Source organism: Mesonia sp. K4-1 (assembly GCF_008017825.1).
GTDB lineage: Bacteria > Bacteroidota > Bacteroidia > Flavobacteriales > Flavobacteriaceae > Mesonia.
The window spans coordinates 174461-194440 of the sequence record NZ_VRLS01000052.1; the positions used below are offsets into that span (position 1 = coordinate 174461).

At 34.5% G+C, this 19980-nt stretch carries 18 protein-coding genes; 5 read left to right on the forward strand and 13 right to left on the reverse strand.

Features of this window, described 5'->3' with window-relative positions; genetic code table 11:
• Positions 1-144: 144 nt before the first annotated feature.
• The 3 genes from hemL to FT986_RS08935 are packed head-to-tail and all read right to left on the reverse strand — an operon-like array spanning position 145 to position 3253.
• Positions 145-1431, reverse strand: a complete 1287-nt coding sequence (hemL, locus tag FT986_RS08925; protein ID WP_147864731.1) for a glutamate-1-semialdehyde 2,1-aminomutase — start codon at positions 1429-1431, stop codon at positions 145-147.
• 14 nt (positions 1432-1445) lie between these two features.
• A complete protein-coding gene (locus FT986_RS08930) occupies positions 1446-2321 on the reverse strand; it encodes a glucosaminidase domain-containing protein (protein WP_147864732.1) in 876 nt (291 codons plus the stop codon).
• A 2-nt stretch (positions 2322-2323) separates the two neighbouring features.
• Positions 2324-3253 (reverse strand): 1-aminocyclopropane-1-carboxylate deaminase/D-cysteine desulfhydrase, encoded by a 930-nt coding sequence (locus FT986_RS08935; RefSeq protein WP_147864733.1) that lies wholly within the window; start codon positions 3251-3253, stop codon positions 2324-2326.
• A gap of 205 nt (positions 3254-3458) precedes the next feature.
• Here FT986_RS08935 and FT986_RS08940 point away from each other — a divergent pair, with 205 nt between their 5' ends.
• The 4 genes from FT986_RS08940 (at position 3459) to FT986_RS08950 (ending at position 8119) form a co-directional block, all read left to right on the forward strand.
• Entirely contained in the window at positions 3459-5099 is a 1641-nt protein-coding gene (locus FT986_RS08940) for a tail fiber domain-containing protein (protein WP_147864734.1), read from the forward strand.
• A 93-nt stretch (positions 5100-5192) separates the two neighbouring features.
• Entirely contained in the window at positions 5193-5357 is a 165-nt protein-coding gene (locus tag FT986_RS15925; RefSeq protein WP_187248596.1) for a DUF5522 domain-containing protein, read from the forward strand.
• Positions 5358-5489: 132 nt separating this feature from the next.
• Positions 5490-7475 carry a urocanate hydratase gene (locus FT986_RS08945; protein WP_147864735.1) on the forward strand — a complete coding sequence of 662 codons (1986 nt, stop codon included), beginning with the start codon at positions 5490-5492 and terminating at the stop codon, positions 7473-7475.
• Between the two features lie 98 nt (positions 7476-7573).
• Positions 7574-8119 (forward strand): DUF4136 domain-containing protein, encoded by a 546-nt coding sequence (locus FT986_RS08950; protein WP_147864736.1) that lies wholly within the window; start codon positions 7574-7576, stop codon positions 8117-8119.
• A gap of 30 nt (positions 8120-8149) precedes the next feature.
• Here FT986_RS08950 and FT986_RS08955 read toward each other — a convergent pair whose 3' ends face one another.
• The gene (locus FT986_RS08955; protein ID WP_147864737.1) at positions 8150-8479 is read right to left on the reverse strand and encodes a hypothetical protein; all 330 of its coding nucleotides are present in this window, start codon (positions 8477-8479) and stop codon (positions 8150-8152) included.
• Positions 8480-8523: 44 nt separating this feature from the next.
• On the reverse strand, positions 8524-8970 hold the full coding sequence (locus tag FT986_RS08960; RefSeq protein ID WP_147864738.1) for a PA2169 family four-helix-bundle protein: 447 nt from the start codon (positions 8968-8970) through the stop codon (positions 8524-8526).
• A gap of 120 nt (positions 8971-9090) precedes the next feature.
• Between FT986_RS08960 and FT986_RS08965 the strand changes: the two genes are divergently transcribed.
• Positions 9091-9963, forward strand: coding sequence for a tetratricopeptide repeat protein (locus tag FT986_RS08965; protein ID WP_147864739.1), 873 nt, complete (start codon positions 9091-9093; stop codon positions 9961-9963).
• A gap of 58 nt (positions 9964-10021) precedes the next feature.
• Here FT986_RS08965 and FT986_RS08970 read toward each other — a convergent pair whose 3' ends face one another.
• The 8 genes from FT986_RS08970 to FT986_RS09005 form a co-directional block, all read right to left on the reverse strand.
• Positions 10022-11413, reverse strand: coding sequence for an MFS transporter (locus FT986_RS08970; protein ID WP_147864740.1), 1392 nt, complete (start codon positions 11411-11413; stop codon positions 10022-10024).
• 29 nt (positions 11414-11442) lie between these two features.
• The gene (locus tag FT986_RS08975; RefSeq protein WP_147864741.1) at positions 11443-12771 is read right to left on the reverse strand and encodes a DcaP family trimeric outer membrane transporter; all 1329 of its coding nucleotides are present in this window, start codon (positions 12769-12771) and stop codon (positions 11443-11445) included.
• 395 nt (positions 12772-13166) lie between these two features.
• Positions 13167-14018 (reverse strand): mechanosensitive ion channel family protein, encoded by an 852-nt coding sequence (locus FT986_RS08980; RefSeq protein WP_147864742.1) that lies wholly within the window; start codon positions 14016-14018, stop codon positions 13167-13169.
• Between the two features lie 149 nt (positions 14019-14167).
• Positions 14168-16216, reverse strand: a complete 2049-nt coding sequence (locus tag FT986_RS08985) for a thiamine pyrophosphate-dependent enzyme (RefSeq protein ID WP_111540511.1) — start codon at positions 16214-16216, stop codon at positions 14168-14170.
• A 121-nt stretch (positions 16217-16337) separates the two neighbouring features.
• Positions 16338-16589 carry a four helix bundle protein gene (locus FT986_RS08990; protein WP_370451159.1) on the reverse strand — a complete coding sequence of 84 codons (252 nt, stop codon included), beginning with the start codon at positions 16587-16589 and terminating at the stop codon, positions 16338-16340.
• 20 nt (positions 16590-16609) lie between these two features.
• Positions 16610-17920, reverse strand: coding sequence for a dihydrolipoamide acetyltransferase family protein (locus tag FT986_RS08995; protein WP_147864743.1), 1311 nt, complete (start codon positions 17918-17920; stop codon positions 16610-16612).
• Positions 17921-18044: 124 nt separating this feature from the next.
• Positions 18045-18620, reverse strand: a complete 576-nt coding sequence (locus tag FT986_RS09000) for a TetR/AcrR family transcriptional regulator (protein WP_147864744.1) — start codon at positions 18618-18620, stop codon at positions 18045-18047.
• Between the two features lie 5 nt (positions 18621-18625).
• Entirely contained in the window at positions 18626-19966 is a 1341-nt protein-coding gene (locus FT986_RS09005) for a phenylacetate--CoA ligase family protein (protein ID WP_147864745.1), read from the reverse strand.
• Between the last annotated feature and the right edge of the window lie 14 nt (positions 19967-19980).

Genomic DNA, 19980 nt, shown 5'->3' on the forward strand with positions numbered 1-19980 from the left:
CAATGACGCTCCCCATACTTCAGAAGTATGATACTGAAATTTCAAAATTTACAGAGGAACATTTTCCATGAATAAAAAACCTCCTAACTATTTTAGAATAAAAATAGTTAGGAGGTTTTTAAAAGTCTTTACGGAATTATAAACCTACCACGTAGCGGTAATTTTATCTGCCGCAGCGATAGTTTTATCAAGATCTGTGTATGATAAAGCTTCAGATATAAACCAGGTTTCAAAAGCACTTGGAGCAATGTAAATACCTTCTTCTAACATTCCGTGGAAGAATTTCTTGAAGTATTCATTATTTCCTAAAGCGGCACTTTCAAAATCTACCACAGGGGTTTCTGAAAAATGAACAGAGATCATCGACCCTATTTGATTAATCGTAAATGCAACTCCGTTTTTCGTTAGTACTTTATCTAAACCTTCTTTAAGGTAAACGGTTTTCTCATCGATACTTTTAAAGATTTCAGGATTGTTGTGAAGTTCGGTAAGCATTGCCAAACCTGCTGCCATCGCTAAAGGATTTCCGCTAAGGGTTCCTGCCTGATACACCGGACCGATAGGCGCTAGATAATCCATAATTTCTTTTCGGGCGGCAAAAGCTCCTACTGGAAGTCCGCCTCCTATAACTTTACCAAATGCTACAATATCTGTATTTACATTTAGTCGCTGTTGTGCTCCTCCTTCCGCTTGACGGAAACCAGTCATTACCTCATCAAAAATAAGCAAGATCTCATGCTCATCACACAATTCACGGAGTCCTTCTAAAAAGCCTTCTTGTGGAGGAATACACCCCATATTACCAGCAACTGGCTCTAAAATGATACAAGCAATCTCGTTTTTATTGGCGGCAATTAACTCTTCTACACTCAACAAGTTATTGAATTGAGCGAGTAAAGTATCTTTTGCAGTCCCTTTAGTAACTCCAGGACTATTAGGTGTACCAAAAGTAACCGCTCCGCTCCCAGCCTGAATAAGAAAAGAATCGCTGTGACCGTGGTAGCAACCTGCGAATTTGATAATTTTATCTTTCCCCGTAAAACCTCTTGCCAATCTAACTGCACTCATACAAGCTTCTGTCCCGCTATTCACCATTCTAATTTGGTCTATATTGGGAACCATTGTAGTGGCTAGCTTGGCGATTTGAGTTTCTATTTCGGTGGGAGTTCCAAAAGAAGTACCTTTTTTAGTTTTTTCAATAATAGCATCAATTACAGGTTGGTGAGCGTGACCCAAAATCATAGGTCCCCAAGAATTGATGTAGTCTATGTATTCTCGTCCGTCTTCATCATAGATGTAAGCTCCCTTTGCTTCTTTAATAAAAATAGGATCTCCTCCTACCGCACTAAAGGCTCTTACTGGTGAATTTACTCCACCCGGAATATATTTTTTTGCTTCTTGAAAAAGTTGACTGCTTCTTTGATACAACATAAAGTGTATTTCTTTTAAAGTGTTTTTACATAAAGTTTTTGGCCTATTGATAAACCATCACTTTTTAATTTATTGATAGATTTTAATTCTTCTACAGTAAGATTATAACGTTGTGAAATGCTATATAAGGTATCTCCTTTTTTTACAGTGTAACGAATACTTGTGTAATCTACTTTGGTTTCTTTAGAAGGGTTGCCTTCTCTACTACCATTTCCTAAAACTTCGTCATCAAAACGTTGCAATTGGTATCTTTCTATAATACTAATAAGTTTTGCAGGATAACGAGGATCTGTGGCATATCCAGCCTTTTTAAGGCCATACGCCCATCCTTTATAATCATCTTTTTTAAGATTAAAAAGTGAAGAGTATCTTCTTCTATCTTTTAAAAATAAAGAGTGATCTCTAAAGCTATATTTAGGATCTTTATATTTTCTAAAACATTCTTGGTAGGTATCGTCATCATGATATACCTTCTCTCCTTCCCAACCATTACATTTTATACCGAAATGATTGTTAGACTTTAAAGTAAGTTCTCCTCTTCCTGCGCTAGACTCTAGTATTCCTTGCGCAATGGTTATACTTGCCGGAATTCCGTAAAGAGACATTTCATCTTTTGCTATTTGAGCATAATTATAAATGTAACGCTCATTATTATCTTCAAAAACGGGTACTGTGTTTTCTTTAGTTTTTTCTGAAGAATCTACTGGAGTAGTATTGGAGTTGGGAGTTACAGCTTTATCATTCTCATTGTGATTATAATTCGAATTTTCATTCGTAATGATAACTTTCTCTCTCTTATCTTTATTAGATTTAACGACATTCTTTTTACTTCCACACGAACTTACGATAAGACCCGCTGATAACAATAAAATAAGAATTTTTCCTTTCATGCTTAACTAATAATTTGTGGTAAATTTTTACGTACCAATTTTTTATTTATTCCAGAAATTCCTTGTAAACCTCCTGTATGAACCGCTAAAATACGTGTATTTTTAGAAAATTCACCTTTTTCAATCATATCCAAAATACCATACATCATTTTCCCTGTGTAAATAGGGTCTAAAAGTACATTATATTCAGACTTAAACTTATTTATAAAATCTATTAAACCCTTATCTACCTTAGCATAACCACCAAAATGATAATCTATTATAATCTCCCAGTTATTTTTTTTTACGTGACTGGCTACTTCCTCTTTTAAGAAATCCCCTTTGAGTGCAGAAAAGCCTAAGATTTTTTGATGATCAGAAGAAGAGTTAATAATTCCAGCTATGGTTCCTCCCGTTCCTACTGGGCAACAGATGACATCAAAATTTTCATCTTCTTTAGTTAAAATTTCTTCGCAACCCTTAATTGCAAAGTTGTTTGTTCCACCTTCAGGAACTAAATAGAAGTCTCCAAACTTATTTTTTAAGCGCTCAATAAATAAAGTATTTTCTTTATCTCGATAAGACTCCCTATCAATAAAATGCAGTTGCATTCCCATTGCTTTGGCATTTCTTAAAGTTTCATTTTCAGAAAGTGTTTTTTCTAAGTTCTCTCCTCCCAATTCCTCTCCTCTAATAATTCCAATAGAATTTAAATCATTTAATTTCGCTGCTGCGGAAGTAGCCAAAATATGGTTAGAAAAAGCTCCTCCAAAAGTAAGTATTGTTTTCTTGCTTTGTTCTTTTGCTTGCTGAAGGTTATATTTTAGCTTTCTAAATTTATTCCCTGACACTAAAGGATGTATTAAGTCTTCTCGTTTTAAATAGAGATCAAGACCAAATCTTTCATCTTTAAAAATGAAATCATTGTCGGAAATAAAGCTTTTTTTTATCATAAAGAAATCTTAAATATGTTTTTTCAACACCCATAAAAAATCAATTAATCTAACTAAATGATTTTTAATCTGATTTTTAAAGTTTTTTTTTCATGTCGATTTACTTAATAATATCCTCGCATTTTTAAATGACAAACCCCCTAAAAAGAAATTACGTTATGTATTTGATTAAAAAAGATACTAATGTAATTTAAGCTTCAAAATTATGAATTTTAAAATTCTACCCTTACTGTTCTTTATTTTTATTTTTAGATTAAATGCACAAGTTGGTATTAATACAACAACACCAAATGGTCAACTTGACATATTCTCTACTGAATATGGGGTTTTAATACCCAGAGTAGAACTTACGGCAATAAATATTGCAAGTCCTATATTAAATCCAGAGACTCAAAATAATTCTTTATCTAATTCAACTTTAGTATATAATATTAATACTACTAACGGAAATAATGGTGTTAGCCCAGGCTTTTATTATTGGGAAACTAACCAATGGATAAGAATTAATAGCGGAAACATTGATAACATTTATACTACCGACGGCAGTTTACCCGAAAACAGAGTAATTAGTCAAGGAGTAAACACTTTAGAGTTATCTGGTATTACAGGAAGAAACGCGTTTATATTAAGACGAACAAATAATAGCGAAACCACAGGTTTAGCATTTAGAAATAGTGGTAGTTTTTACGATGCCTCAATTTACATGGGAGACCAAGCAAGTTCTGGTCTTATTTTTGCCACAGGAGGAAATGCTAGTGATGTTAATGACGTTACAACAACTATGGTTTTAAATAACGATAACTCATTAACCTTTAGTGACTATGGCAGCACTAACCATAATGATAATAATCCTGCTAAATTACTGGGGGTAGATACAAATGGAAATGTAGTACAAAGTGATGTTAGAGAGGATTGGAGTATCACTGGTAATTCAGGCATTAATGAAAATAACAACTTTTTAGGTACTACTAACTCACGAGACTTACGTATAAGAACAAATAACACGTTACGTGCGACCTTTCAATCAAATGGTCAAGTTTCGATAAATGCTAATAACAATCCCGAATCAGATGATCTATTCTTTGTTCAAGCGAGCGGGACTTTTAGTGATGCAATTACAGGTTATACTACAAATGGTATTGGTGTACATGGCGAAGATTCTGACGATGGTATAGGCGTGCTAGGAAGAAGTGAAAATGACCGTGGGGTTCTCGCTGAACATACAGGCACTGGACAAGGATATGGTATTTGGGCTCAGAGCAATGGAACAACAGGCAGAGCTATATTTGGAATAAATTATGCTACAACTGGCTTAAATTATGGCGTAAGATCATTTACAAGTTCTTGGCAAGGAGTCGGGGTCTTCGGTACCAGAAACAATAATGGGGGTGCCGATAGTGGATTCGGGGGCTTATTTCAAAACGGATTAGGTTATACTGGCCAACTGCAAAACGTTTCTGATAAAAAATTAAAAAAGGATATTTCTAAAATAACTTCTGCATTGACCAAGATTAAAAGTTTAAACCCAGTTCAATATAATTTTAAAATAGAAGAGTATAAAGGATTAGGCTTAAATGAAGATTTAGAATACGGCTTTTTAGCCCAAGAACTACAGGAAGTTTTGCCTAACTTGGTAAACGAAAAAGTTGTTCCTTACTTAACCGACACAAATTTTGAAGAAGGAAAAGATCCTGAAGAGAAGAAATTAAATTTGTTAATGGTCAATTATATTCAGATCATCCCAATTCTTACCAAGGCGATGCAAGAACAACAAGAGACCATCGAAAGCCAAGAAGAAAGAATTGCTAAACTAGAACAGCAAGTACAGCAACTCTTAAATAAGTAAAAGTTTTCAATTAATTACATCAAACCTTCCCTCTTTAGGAAGGTTTTTTTATTTCCATATTTCCAAAATTTATTGCTTATTTTTGGGAACTATATGAGTAAAAGAATACCCCTAGAAGAAGGAGATTACTATCTAACTCCAGAAGGATATAAATGTTTTACCGAGCAGTACCATTTAAAACGTGGTTATTGTTGTAAAAGTGGTTGCAGACATTGTCCTTACGGTTATGATAAAAAAACAGATAGTTTTAAAAACTAGCGAATGAAACATTTAGTACTACAATTTAAAATTGCTATTTCTACCCGTCGACATCGTGTTGACATTCGTTATCCTTAGTGAATTAATTTTCACCGAAAATTAATCATTCAACTCATCAAATCGAAAATCAAGATGTTAGATTTTAAACAAACTATATTACAAGGTATTCCTAACGAATTACCGCAAAAAAAAGAATACGATACCTCAATTAATCACGCTCCAAAGCGCAAAGACATACTTTCGGCTGAAGAAAAAAAATTAGCTCTCCAAAACGCATTACGCTATTTTGAGCCTCAACATCACGACACTTTACTCCCAGAGTTTAAAGAAGAACTTAATACTTACGGAAGAATTTATATGTATCGCTTTCTCCCAGATTATAAAATATATGCTCGTCCTATTGAAGAGTATCCTGGAAAGAGTGAACAAGCCAAAGCGATCATGCTTATGATTCAAAATAATTTGGATCACGCTGTGGCTCAACACCCTCATGAATTGATCACCTATGGAGGAAACGGAGCTGTTTTTCAAAACTGGGCACAATACACATTAGTGATGAAGTATTTAGCTGAAATGACCGATGAACAAACTTTAGTAGTTTATAGCGGTCATCCTATGGGTTTATTTCCTTCTCACAAAGATGCTCCAAGAGTTGTAGTTACGAATGGCATGATGATTCCTAACTATTCTCAGCCTGATGATTGGGAGAAATTCAACGCTTTAGGTGTGACTCAATATGGTCAAATGACTGCAGGAAGTTATATGTATATCGGTCCGCAAGGAATTGTTCACGGCACTACTATCACTGTCCTTAACGGATTTAGAAAAATAAAAAAGGAACCTAAAGGCGGACTTTTTGTTACCTCAGGTCTTGGTGGGATGAGTGGAGCTCAACCTAAAGCAGGAGATATTGCTGGTTGTGTTACGGTCTGCGCCGAAATTAATCCTAAAGCTACCCAAACTCGTCATTCACAAGGTTGGGTAAAAGAGGTTATTAGCGATTTAGATCAACTTGCTCAGCGTGTTAGAGAAGCTAAAAAAAATAAAGAAACTGTTTCTATAGGCTACGATGGAAATATCGTAGAAGTATGGGAAAAATTTGATGAAGAAAATATTCATATCGACTTAGGAAGTGACCAAACTTCTTTACACAACCCTTGGGCTGGTGGTTACTATCCCGTTGGTTTGACTTATGAAGAGTCTAATGAATTGATGGCTAACCAACCTGAAAAATTTAAGGCTGCAGTTCAAAAAAGTTTGATACGTCAAGTAGAAGCTATAAATAAACATACCGCTAAAGGCACCTACTTTTTTGATTATGGGAATGCTTTTTTGTTAGAATCTTCTAGAGCTGGAGCCGATATTTTTGCAGAAAATCGTAAAGATTTTAAATACCCAAGTTATGTACAAGACATTATGGGACCTATGTGTTTCGATTATGGTTTTGGTCCGTTTAGATGGGTTTGCGCTTCAGGAAAAGCCGAAGATTTAGCAAAAACCGATAAAATTGCTACTCAGGTTTTAGAAGAGTTAAAACAAAAAGCTCCAAAAGAAATTCAGCAGCAGATGCAGGATAATATCACCTGGATAAAAGGCGCTCAAGAAAATAAGCTCGTGGTAGGTTCTCAAGCTCGTATTCTTTACGCTGATGCGGAAGGAAGAATGAAAATAGCTGAAGCTTTTAATAATGCTATTGATAAGGGAGAAATAGGCTACGTAGTATTAGGCCGAGATCATCACGATGTTTCGGGAACAGATTCCCCTTACCGTGAAACCTCTAATATTTATGATGGAAGTCAGTTTACAGCAGATATGGCGATACAAAATGTAATAGGTGATAGCTTTAGAGGCGCTACTTGGGTAAGTATACACAATGGTGGTGGCGTTGGCTGGGGCGAAGTGATGAATGGTGGTTTTGGTATGGTACTTGATGGTAGTAGAGAAGCCGATAGACGTTTAAAATCTATGCTTTTTTGGGACGTTAATAATGGTATTTCTAGGCGTTCTTGGGCTCGTAACGACGAAGCCATTTTTGCTATTAAAAGAGCTATGGAAATTGAACCTAATTTAAAAGTTACTTTACCTCATAAAGTAGATTCGGCATTATTAGATGATTAATTTGCGTTAGGGATTGAGCGGTTTGTTGAAGCTCTTTTGGTTTTTCACCAAAAAGCGACTAGCGAAAGCCCGCCCGAACGCCCTAAAAACAAATGATTATGAAAAGATCTCAACTTTTAATTCCCATTTTAGCTTCAATAATGTTGCTTGTGACCTCATGCAGCAGTGTAAAAGTAGCTACAGATTATGATGATGCCCTAGATTTTAATCAATATCAATCTTTTGCTTTTTACAAACCAGGAATTGATAAAGCAGAAATATCTGATCTTGATAAAAAAAGAATTTTAAGAGCTATTGAAACTGAATTGACCAAACAAGGTTTTGCTAAGTCTAGCAATCCTGATATGTTGATTAGCATTTTCACTAAAACCAATACGAATGTTGATATTTACCGAAACAATTTTGGTTACGGTTACGGTTGGGGATGGACACCGTATTACTGGAGAGGAGCAGGAAGAGAAACGGTGAGCACCTCTACAGAAGGGACTTTGTATATAGATTTAATCGATGCCCAAAAGAAAGAGTTGGTTTGGCAAGGCATGGGAACTGGCGTTTTATCGCAAGACCGAGAGGCTAAAATTGAACGAATTAATGAGATTGTCATGAAAATCATGGAGAAATATCCTCCAAATAAAACTAAGTAATTAAAAAACCGACTTTCGAGTCGGTTTTTTTTATAGGTATTTGGTAAATGCCCAAAGCTTTCTTTGGTTACTTAAATAGTTTAAGTTTTTCTCATTTTGATAAGCTTCACGCTCAAAAGAAATATTTAAATAGGCTTCTCTCCTGTTTCTATAATGCAAAAGTTTTATAAGATATTCTAAACCGTACCACAGCAAAAACGGCAATAGTAAAAGTTCTTTTTGTTGTTGTAAATGTATGCGTTCGTGATTGACAAACACTTTATCTTGACGAAGTGAATCTCTCTTTATAAATATAAAAGGAAACAGTGCTAAACCTCTAAATCCTTTTGCTAGAATATATTTTCCTGAAATAAAAAGCATAAAAAAACCCGCATTAAAGCGGGTTTAAAGATAATCATTTTAGCTTAAGAAACAATTTCCCAGTTCTTTGCACTTTGTTGTGCTTGCTGAATTTTATCTCTTTGCTGAGTCAAAACATCTTTAGTCGTTGCAGGTAGATTTGACTTATTAATTACTTCATTGTATTCTTCGATAGCGCTTTGCTCCCCTCGCTGAACTTCTTCCATTACATTTTCCTCTTTGTCGCTAGAAACAGCAGATTTAAGATCCATCCAAGCTCTGTGCATACTACCTTTTACACTTCCTCCTTTGTCTACTTCTCCGTCAAAAGCTTTAATTTCAGATTTAATCTGGTGTCCAAAATCATAACGCAATTGAGCTTGTTCTTCTAAAAACTGCTTCATACGTGTATTTTGCACCTTGTCTGCAGCATCTTTATATCCTTTTTCTGCGTCGTAATTCTTTTCTAATAATTGATTAAGATTATTAGCTATTTCTTTTTTAAATTCCATAGTTATAAGTTTTTAGGTTAATTTTTATCTAATTTACTATTTGTAAAGCATCCTTAAATGACAATTAACACTGCATTATCATCAACTTAACGTAGATTAACTTTTTTAATATCTAATTATATGTTTTTTAAGAAACTAAATATCAGTAATTTGAAAGAACGGTTTAGAATATTTCTATTCATTATCATTTGTCCTAGCCTTATCCTAATAAGCCTATTCTCATGTGATACAAAACCGGCTTCTGCTCAAACTTCCGATAAGGAAAATCAAGAAAAAATTATTGACGAGTATTTAAATAATTGCGCTAAAAATTACAGCTATAGCTTTGAGATGAATAAATGGCAAGAATGCTTAGATAAAGGGCTAGAGAAAGACTCGACCATAGCTTATCTATGGCAACAAAAAGCCATGCCTTTATTTAAAGCTCGTAAATATGAAGCGGGTATGGTTTTTCTTGATAAGGCTGTAAAATATGATGAAAAAAAATGGCTCGCTTATCGCGGATTTATAAAATGTATTTTCGCAAAAACCTATAAAAGTGCTATAGCAGATTTTGAAAAAATTAAATCAATAGAAGGGAATTCTTTTGTAATGGATCATACCTACAACTTTCACATCGCGCTTTCTTACTTGCAATTAAATGAATTTGAAAAAGCTGAAAAAATCTTCACTAAAGACATAGAAGAACAAGTATCACAATGGGGCGAAGATGGCTATCACCATCTTGACTTGTTTTATTATGGAATCTCTTTGTATGAACAACAAAAATGGGAGAAAGCGATAACACAGTTTAATAAGTCTTTAGAAAAATACCCTAAGTTTACTGAACCTATGATTTATAAAGCTTTTGCTATGTCTCATATAGATAAGTATTCTCAAGAAGAAATTAAATCTCTTGTTATAGAGGCCAAAGAAAACAAGAATTTAGGAAATACAATAAACGAAGACAACGCTGTTTATGAAATGTATCCTTATCAAATTAGGGTGCATTAATTCAATAAAAAAGCACCTTCATTAGAAGGTGCTTTTTGACTTAAAGGGGGCAAATTCGTTAATCGTCGCTTATAGAATCATCAGTAAGATCGCGTTGATAAGTTTCCGGAACAAAGAAAGCATTTACTATTATAGCAATAACTACAATTGCCAAGGGATAAATTAATCCTATATAAGGCGCCATGACTGCACTTACGATAAATGAAGTTTTAATAAGTTCGGTTACAAAAGTAGTAGCTCCACCTACCAAGCCGTTACCCATATTTTGGGCAAATCCCATACTGGTATAACGAATATTGGTAGGGAATAACTCTAACATAAACGCTCCTAAAGGTCCGTAAGTTGCAGCTCCTGCTACCGATAGTAAAAAACTAATTCCCATTAATTGAAGGGTTGCACTGGCGTTAATTTCATGAATTTCAGTAAGACCATCAGGGTTTCCTATTTCCATAAATAAATAGAAGGCCGTAGGTATAAGGATTAAACTAGCGATTAATCCTCCTAGAAGCACTTTTTTCCTTCCTATTTTATCACTTAAATGTCCAAAATATTGGTAGAAATAAGCACTACAAAACGTAACGACTGTAGTAATTAATAAAACGGTGGTTTCTGGCAATAAAACTGCTCGTTGTAAAAAGAAAAGTGTTACAAATAAACTGGTTTGCATCACGGTACTTTGTGCTGCATTACCTCCAAAAATAGCTTTGAATATTAATGCAATGTTTCCTTTAGCTTTAAAAGCATCTTTTACTGGAGATTTACTTGTTTTTCCTTGTTTTTTTAACTCTTCAAAAACTGGACTTTCATGTAACTTCTTTCTTGCAAAATAACTTAAGACTACTAAAACAGAACTTAATAAAAATGGAATACGCCATCCGTAACTAATAAAGTCTTCAGCACTCATAGAGCTTTGCACTAAATACACTACTAACAAACAAATTAATAAACCTAAAGGCACAGTTGCTTGGATAAATCCTGTATAAAATCCTCTTCTATTTTTAGGTGCGTGTTCTGCCACATAGATAACCGCACCTGCATATTCTCCACTAATAGCAAGACCTTGTAAAAGTCTAAATACTAATAATAAAATTGGTGCTGCCCAACCAATGCTAGCAAAAGAGGGAATACAACCTATTAAAAAAGTAGAAGCTCCCATAATAATTAAGGAAAGTAAAAAAGAGTATTTTCTACCAATTCTATCTCCTATACTTCCAAATATTAACGATCCTATAGGTCTGATCATAAAAGAAGAAGCAACAACAGCTAAGGTTTCTAGAAAATGAGAACCATCGGCTGCAAAAAAGTTAACTGATAATGTACTTGCCATAATAATGGCTAAAAACATATCATACCATTCGATTAAAGTTCCCGCAGAAGAAGCAATAATAACGGTTAAAATATCATTTTTTTCTTCCTTTACGGAAGGAGTAATTTCATTCGTTGTTGTCATAGTTTAATAAGTTTAGTAGTTGATAAGGGTTAAAATGTAAAGAATGTGGCTAAATGAAAACGATTATTATTAACGGTAACTTCATTCCCGCTACCAGTTCCATCGATTTGAGCATCTCCCCACTCAGCAGCGGTATGCTCTATTTCGAATCTAAATTTTATAGATTTATTAAGTTTAAAGTCTATTCTAGGAACTACACGGTAAAGTTGGTTAATAGACCTTCCTCCTTCTGAAGCTGAAACCGCTCCCCACGCAGAGGTAACCCCATAAGTTGTAGCTACTGCTCCTTCTACAGGATCACTTACACCGTTGTTATTTACAAGTCCTGCATACAATCCTAAAGCAATTTTTTTATTTGTTAACTGCTGAAAATCTACCCAAGCGCTTTGGGTATTCATAGGTTTAAATACATCTACTTGGTCTGGTCTACTATAACCCACGTAACCCCCTAACATTACTAATGAAGATGCATTTTGCGCAAAAGTGTATGCGGCACTAACTTTTAAAGGTTTGGTTGTTAAGGCTGCATAAGCCATCGTAGTAAAACTTTCTACTCTTTCATTAGATTTCTGAATAGCTTCTCCCGAACTTAATTGAGGTTTTAAATTTTCATATTGTTGAGCTATTCCTGCTACAAATTTTTCAGATTTATACTGTAACTGAAGATGTAATGAAGGCATCCCACTATTTCTATAAGCCGTATTATCTGGAGTGAAATCTCGTTGTGATATGGCTGCAGCCATCACTTTAAATTTAGAATTTAATTGTTGAGTCAATCTAATTTGCGGATTTCTATTGAGTGCGAATATGGGAGATCCAGTACTATAATTTACCACATTAGGTAAACATTCTAATACTACCATAGGATGCCAATATTGACCTAAACCCAATTGAGTAGTTTCCCAGTCTAGCATAATATAAGCATGACGAAGCCTAAACTGATTAATGCCTCCTTCACTAGAGCCAAAAAACTCTCCCTCTAAAATTCCAGAGGTCTTTGCGTTCAGCACGTCTGGACCTTTTAATTTAATACCAGCTCTAGAAAGAACAGACAACATATGAAATTGTGAGGCATCGTTAATATCTTCTCCATTGATGTCTAATTGTTCATCTCTAGGATATAGAGGTACTAGGTTTTCTCCTGCTCCAATAACTTGACGTGTATCATAAAAAGCATCATGTCTTATAAAACCATAAAAATCAATATCGATTTTATCATCATCTACTAAGGGTTGATTGACTGGTTTAGCAATAGTGTCTTCTTTCTTTTCTAGATTAGATTTGGTCTGAGCTACACCCATTGAAAAGACAAAAAAGGTTACACCAAATACATAGGGTTTTAGGTTAATAAACTTCATAAAGTAATTAATTAGGTTAAAAAACTACTAACAAACGTTCGTTAGATTAACAAATGTAATATTTTAAACGAATTATTTTGTTAAAATGATTGTTTTTTAAAGAATTAATTAAATTAAAATCAGTTTAACCCACTTTAAGATGAGGATTTGATGTTTATGATATGCTCTAAAAATCACTCCAGAAGTGTCATTTCTAGAAGATTAAAGAAGATTTGAGCCAAAAAAACCTTTATAATAAAGGTTAATGTTGGATATACTAAAGTGATGAGACGTGAATTTTAAAAACTCTCTTTGGATAAACAAGAAAAGTTAGTCAACTTAAGATTGCGAATTAATTACAATGGTTAACCACTTTAACTCTGGACTTGAAGGAAATTAATAAATTAAAAAAGTCACTAATCATCTATTTTTGATAAAGAGTTTTTAGTTACTCCCTCTTGATAAATAGCACGTTTAGGAATTGGAATTTCTATCCCTTCTGCATCTAAGGCTTTTTTAACGGCTTCTAATTGTTCCCAGAAAGCAGGCCAATAATCAATAGATTCTACCCAACAGCGAACCACTACTTTCAAGTCGTAATCTCCTATTTCATCGAGCCAGACATCTGGCGCAGGAGATTCTATTACTTTGGGATGTTTTTTTAGTGTAGATATAATGATTTCTCTTATTGAGTCTATATTCACTTCATAAGAAAATTTAAGTTTTAAATCTATTCTTCGGTATTTTTCCATCGTGCGGTTATCTACATCACTGTTGGATAAATTCCCGTTAGGCATGGTAATAATTCTACCGTCAAAAGTTTTAATTCTTGTGTACAAGATATCTATCTTTTGAACAAAACCTAAATTAGCATTAGCATAAATTAAATCTCCAACTTTAAAAGGCTTAAAAACTAAAATAAGTACTCCACCTGCAAAATTAGACAAGCTACCTTGTAAGGCTAAACCAATAGCAATTCCCGCTGCTCCAAAAATAGCTAAGAAAGAAGCTGTCTCGATCCCTAAAATAGAACCAAGAATAAAGAACAAAAATCCATACAGAAGAAATACAGATAAACTTTCTACAAAACTTCGTAAAGAGAGTTCTGTATGGGATTTTTCTAAAATCCGTTTTAATACACGCATGAGTATTTTTATAGCAAATACACCTAGTACTAATATTATTATAGCAAATAGGGCTTTAGGACCAATGGCTATGAAATAGTCTATACACTTTTCTTGAAGTTCATACCAAAATTCTTTATTCATTTTAGTCTAATTTTTTTTAAGAAAAATGCTTTTGCGTGAGGGATTGAAGCGGCATCCTTTTTTGCGTTTTTACAGTACAAAATGAACGCGAAAAAGATATAGTGTAAAGCCCGACCCCGCTTTTTTTTTTGCGGGGTCACGCCCATAATTTAATAATTTAGCAATTCTTCTATTTTATTTTTTACTTTCTCTGTTGAAGGAATCATCGTTTGTTCTAATGTAGAATTAAGTGGAATCGCCGGCATATTTTCTGAACCTATAGTCATAACAGGAGCATCTAAATACTTAAAGCATTCTTCTTGAATTTTACCCGATAATGCTCTTGCAAATGTATTGTTTGAAGGTTCTTCGGTAACGACTAAGCATTTTCCGTTTTTCTTTACGGATTTCATAATCGTTTCTTCATCTAGAGGAGCGAGCGTTCTTAAATCTACAATCTCTATTTTATCTTGCATTCCTAATTCTGCAGAAGCATTCATAGCCCAATGCACTCCCATTCCATAGGTAATGATAGAAATCGTTTCTTCTTCTTCTTGTTTCCAAATTTCTTGTAAGACCCAAGCTTTCCCAAATGGCAATACATAATCTTCACTAGGCTCTACAGAGGTGGCTCCTTTTGTTCCAGGAACTTTACTCCAGTACAATCCTTTATGTTCAAAAATCACTACTGGATTAGGATCATAATATGCTGCTTTCATCAAACCTTTTAAGTCGGCTCCGTTACTTGGATATGCTATTTTAAGTCCGCGAATATTAGTAATGACACTTTCTACGGATGAAGAATGGTAAGGACCACCACTACCATACGCTCCAATTGGCACACGTAATACCATAGAAACCGGCCATTTACCATTAGATAAATAACAGCTTCTACTTACTTCTGTAAATAATTGATTGAGTCCTGGCCAGATATAATCGGCAAACTGAACTTCTACAATAGGTTTTAATCCTACGGCAGACATTCCCACAGTTGAACCTACAATAAATGCTTCTTGTATTGGGGTATTGAAAACGCGGTTATCACCGAATTTTTGTGCTAAGGTTGCTGCTTCTCTAAATACACCACCCAATCTTCCTCCTACATCTTGACCATAAAGCAAGCAATCTTTATGCTTCTTCATTAACTCTTCAATAGCAAAAAGTGCGCAATCTACCATGACTACTTTCTCTGCTCCTTCTGGAGAACGAGTTCCTTGTTCTTCGGTAATGGTAGTCGGGGCGAAATCGTGCGTAAATAAATCTTCTGGTTGAGGATCTTCTGCTTGTAAAGCCTCTTGGTAATCTTCTTTTACTTTTACTCGCGCTAATGCTTCAATTGCTTCTAATTCATCTTCCGTAAAGCCATTTTTTGCTAAATGATTTTTCATTTTAGGAAATGGATCTCTACTTCTTGCTTCCTCTAAATCGTCTCTGTAAAACTCCATCCTAACTCCAGAGGTATGGTGATTTAACAAAGGAACTTTTGCATGAATCAACATAGGGCGACGTTCTTTACGAATCGTATCAATGCAGTTTTGAACGGTGTTATAACTCTCGTCAAAGTCGGTTCCATCAATAGAAATCGCTTCTAATCCGTTAAACCCTCTTGCGTATTCTGCAGCATTTTGAGCTCTGGTTTCTGCTTCATTTGCCGAAATATCCCATCCGTTATCTTGTACTACATAAAGAATTGGTAAGCTTTTTAAAACTGCCATTTGAAAAGCTTCTGCAATTTCTCCTTCGGTTACACAAGCATCTCCTAAAGAACAAACCACCACAGGTTTATCTTCCCCAACAGGTAATCCTTCGGTTTCTTTATACCACATTCCCATTGCGGTCCCCGTTGCCGGAATGGCTTGCATTCCTGTTGCAGAACTTTGATGCGGAATTTTTGGTTTGTCTTCATCGTTTAAGCTAGGGTGAGAATAATAGGTTCTACCTCCCGAAAACGGATCGTCTTTTTTTGCTAACAATTGAAGCATTAGATCTTTAGGTTCCATCCCTATAGACAACAAAATAGAGTCATCTCTATAATAAGGAAATACATAATCGCAAGGCTTTAACTGCATCCCAACTGCAATTTGTATAATTTCGTGCCCTCTAGAAGTAGCGTGCACATATTTTGAAACTACTTTAAAATTTTCTTCATACAATTCGGTCATCGACTTCGCTGTACAAAGGTTTTTAAATGCTTTTTTATATAATTCTTTGCTTATCATTACAATTTTGAATTTTTAATTAGACTTTGTATTAATTGTTTTTACAATTGCCGTTAGCAGCCTAATCAACTCATTACAATCGTTTATATAACTTGACAAATCTATGTCTAAGTTCACTAATTCACTCTTTTTTTAATAATTGAAGCCAATAGATTGTTTCTCTAGCTTCCTTACTTGAAATTGTGAGTTTATGTACAAAATCTGCTCGGCTTACACCCGCTTCAGATTCAGCAACATTAGCTCCTATACTTGTCCCACTTCTGAGAATCTGTTTAGAAATAACATACTCTTTTTCTGACTGAAGAATTTTATACAATTCAATAATCTTTAATGCAAAATCGAAACTCTTATTCTTGACGATATTTTCTTTCATTAAAAATTAAAAATTCAACATTAATAATTAGGGCGATCAAAATCTTCAAAATAATCGGCTACGCGGCGTAAAAAGCTTCCGCCAAGAAAACCGTCTACTACCCGATGATCAAAAGAAAGCGATAAATACATCATACTTCTAATTTCAATTTTATCACCGTCTTCATATTCCATTACTTCGGCTCTTTTCTTGATGATTCCCGTAGCTAAAATGGCAACTTCTGGCTGGTTGATAATAGGTGTCCCCATTAAACTCCCAAAAGTCCCCACGTTAGAAATGGTAAACGTACTACCACTGGTTTCATCGTGCTTTAGCTTGTTATTTCTAGCCTTATCTGCAAGGTCATTTACGTTGGCTGCAATTTCTTGAAGTGATTTTTTATCTGCATTATTTACAACAGGAACAATCAAATTTCCACTTGGTAATGCGGTGGCCATCCCTATATTAATGTCTTCTTTTGCAATGATATTTTTTCCATCTACGGAAACATTTATCATTGGGAAATCTTTTACTGCTTTCGCTACTGCCTCTACAAAAAGCGGAGTAAAAGTTAAGCGTTCTCCATATTTCTCCTGAAAAGCTTTTTTATTGGCATTTCTCCAATTCACCATTTCGGTTAAATCGGCTTCTACATAAGCGGTAACGTGTGGTGAGGTATGTTTAGAATATACCATATGATCTGCAATCATTTGGCGCATTCTATCCATCTCTACGATTTTCCCTTTTCCTTTATCTAGCTTTAAATCTGGTACTTGAAAGCCTGTTTGTTCTGGCACAGGCTGTGCGAATTGGGCGGGACGACCTTCTTCTATATATTTGAAAACATCACTCTTTTTTAATCGACCCTCATGTCCTGTTGCAGGAATACGAGCTAATTCTTCAAAACTGATGTGGTAATCTTTTGCAATTTGCTGAATAAGCGGAGAAAAATAAGTATTCTGATTCTCATTAAGCGTATAGCTTTTGTTGGAAGAAGAAGAGATTTTTTGCTTTTTCAGTACTGATTTTGCAGGATTAATATTCGCTTTTTTAGGGCTTTGCTTTTCTTCTTTCTTGTCGGAAGAAGAAGTGGTTGCTACAGATTGATCACTAGAAGCTTCAATAATAGCAAGCACTTGACCTACCTTCACCACCTCATCTGGATGTACTAATATTTCTTTAATAATTCCGTTTACGGGAGCAGGAACTTCTGAATCTACTTTATCTGTGGCTACTTCTAAAACCGTTTCATCTTGTTGGACTTGATCTCCTTCTGAAACTGACCAATTAATAATAGTTGCTTCAGAAATACTTTCACCCATTTTGGGTAATACGAGTTCTATATTTGGCATAAAATATTCTTATGAACAATGATTATTGCTAACTTCACAAAAATAACATTTTATGCCTATTTTTTATAGAAATTACAAAGTAATAACTAAATAGTTTCTCTTATTTTAACAGTTAAGTCTGTACTTATTTCTCTATTCCTGAAAAAATAAATTGAAGCATTTCACTTTCAAATTGTGAGAGATCTATTTTTGATACATTATCATACAGATCTTGATTGTAAATCCATCTGAGAGAAGACAAAATATTATTCAGCATTATCTCTGTATTGGCGTTTCTAACCACATCTAATTCTTTAGCTTCTACTATCAAATCTCTAAAGGTATCTTGATAATATTTTCTGATTTCTAAAAACTCAGATTTAGAAGGTTCTTCCAAATGCTTCCAATCCTGAAGAATTAAATAGGTAGTATCTTGATTATTTACAGAGACGTTTATATGCATTTTTATAGCCTCTTTCAATCTTTCTTCTTTGCGGAATTTAGAGCTCGCTATATTTTTAATTCCTGCATCAAACTTGTAAGCAATAGAGAGTAAAAGGTCTTGTAAAATATCTTGTTTAGATTTGATATGATTGTAAAGACTCGCAGCTTCAATACCGTTTCTTACAGCTATATCTTTCATAGAAGTTGCGCTATATCCTTTTTCTACAAAAAGTTTTGCTGCTTCTTCCAAGACCAATTCTCTTTTGCTTTTTTTCATAAATTTTATGTGTTTCTTAAATCTATAATCCTTTGCATTTTACCGCCTTCACTTTTAGGTATTTTCCCGTAAGGCTTCAAGCTAAGTTTCATGCTTAAACCTACGGAATCTTTTATGTTTTTTTGAAGCTTTTTGGTTAAAAATGTTAATTTTTCATGAGAAAATGATTCATTGAGCTCATAATCACTTGGTAATCTGCACTCTTTTTGAAAAGCTTCAGAAGTTTCTACACGAACTTCCACACAATCCATTAAACCTTCTTTAGTGACCACAAGTTGATAATTAGGAGCTAACTCTTCATAATCTTTAAAAACATCTTCCACTTGAGTGTGAAATAAATTTACCCCTCTTATAATAAGCATATCATCTGCTCTACCTTTAATCTGTCCCATTTTAATATGGGTTCTGGATTTACTTTCTTTATAAGAAAGGCTGCAAATATCATTTGTCCAATATCGTAAAAACGGCATAGCTTCTTTTGTGAGCGTTGTAAATACCAATACTCCTTCCTCGCCGTATGGTAAAGGTTCGCCTGTATGTTTGTCTACAATTTCTGGGTAAAAATGATCTTCCCAAATATAACTTCCTGTCCCTTGCTCATCATATGCTTCTTGAGAAACACCTGGTCCCATCACTTCACTTAAACCATATATATTGGTAGCTTTAACTCCCAATGAGTTTTCTATATCTTGACGAATACTATCGGTCCAAGGCTCTGCTCCTAATACGGCACATTTTAAGTTAATATCTTCTTTTGTCATACCGCGTTTCTCCAATTCGTAAGCGATGGTTTGAGCGTAAGAAGGAGTACAACATATAACCTCTGACTGAAAATCTTTTAATAGATTAATCTGGCGATCTGTCATTCCTCCCGAAACAGGAATTACTCCCATTCCTAATTTTTCAGCACCATAATGTAATCCTATACCTCCTGTGAATAAACCATAACCATAACTGTTATGCATTTTCATTCCGGGTTGAGCTCCTGCAGCCGCTAAAGATCTAGCCACTACTTCCGAAAAGATATCTAAATCATTTTTAGTGTAAGCCACTACGGTAGGTTTTCCTGTGGTTCCACTAGAGCAGTGAATTCGAGCTAAATCTTTTTCTGGCAAGGTTAAAAAGCCAAAAGGATATTGATCTCTCAAATCGGTTTTCTTCGTAAAAGGTAGTTTATGAATATCATTTATAGACTGAATATCTTTTGGGGATACGCCATGTTTATCTAAACTGTTCTTATAAAAAGGAACTTTCTCATATACTTTGTTTACTAAATTCACTAAACGCTCACTTTGTAGCTTTCTTAGTTCTTTTATAGGTAAGGTTTCTATCGTTGGGTTATACATAATTACTTATTTTA

Coding starts and splice junctions, on each gene's coding strand:
- hemL (WP_147864731.1), bottom strand. CDS start 1,431: ATGTTGTATCAAAGAAGCAGTCAACTTTTTCAAGAAGCAAAAAAATAT.
- FT986_RS08930 (WP_147864732.1), bottom strand. CDS start 2,321: ATGAAAGGAAAAATTCTTATTTTATTGTTATCAGCGGGTCTTATCGTA.
- FT986_RS08935 (WP_147864733.1), bottom strand. CDS start 3,253: ATGATAAAAAAAAGCTTTATTTCCGACAATGATTTCATTTTTAAAGAT.
- FT986_RS08940 (WP_147864734.1), top strand. CDS start 3,459: ATGAATTTTAAAATTCTACCCTTACTGTTCTTTATTTTTATTTTTAGA.
- FT986_RS15925 (WP_187248596.1), top strand. CDS start 5,193: ATGAGTAAAAGAATACCCCTAGAAGAAGGAGATTACTATCTAACTCCA.
- FT986_RS08945 (WP_147864735.1), top strand. CDS start 5,490: ATGTTAGATTTTAAACAAACTATATTACAAGGTATTCCTAACGAATTA.
- FT986_RS08950 (WP_147864736.1), top strand. CDS start 7,574: ATGAAAAGATCTCAACTTTTAATTCCCATTTTAGCTTCAATAATGTTG.
- FT986_RS08955 (WP_147864737.1), bottom strand. CDS start 8,479: ATGCTTTTTATTTCAGGAAAATATATTCTAGCAAAAGGATTTAGAGGT.
- FT986_RS08960 (WP_147864738.1), bottom strand. CDS start 8,970: ATGGAATTTAAAAAAGAAATAGCTAATAATCTTAATCAATTATTAGAA.
- FT986_RS08965 (WP_147864739.1), top strand. CDS start 9,091: ATGTTTTTTAAGAAACTAAATATCAGTAATTTGAAAGAACGGTTTAGA.
- FT986_RS08970 (WP_147864740.1), bottom strand. CDS start 11,413: ATGACAACAACGAATGAAATTACTCCTTCCGTAAAGGAAGAAAAAAAT.
- FT986_RS08975 (WP_147864741.1), bottom strand. CDS start 12,771: ATGAAGTTTATTAACCTAAAACCCTATGTATTTGGTGTAACCTTTTTT.
- FT986_RS08980 (WP_147864742.1), bottom strand. CDS start 14,018: ATGAATAAAGAATTTTGGTATGAACTTCAAGAAAAGTGTATAGACTAT.
- FT986_RS08985 (WP_111540511.1), bottom strand. CDS start 16,216: ATGATAAGCAAAGAATTATATAAAAAAGCATTTAAAAACCTTTGTACA.
- FT986_RS08990 (WP_370451159.1), bottom strand. CDS start 16,589: ATGAAAGAAAATATCGTCAAGAATAAGAGTTTCGATTTTGCATTAAAG.
- FT986_RS08995 (WP_147864743.1), bottom strand. CDS start 17,920: ATGCCAAATATAGAACTCGTATTACCCAAAATGGGTGAAAGTATTTCT.
- FT986_RS09000 (WP_147864744.1), bottom strand. CDS start 18,620: ATGAAAAAAAGCAAAAGAGAATTGGTCTTGGAAGAAGCAGCAAAACTT.
- FT986_RS09005 (WP_147864745.1), bottom strand. CDS start 19,966: ATGTATAACCCAACGATAGAAACCTTACCTATAAAAGAACTAAGAAAG.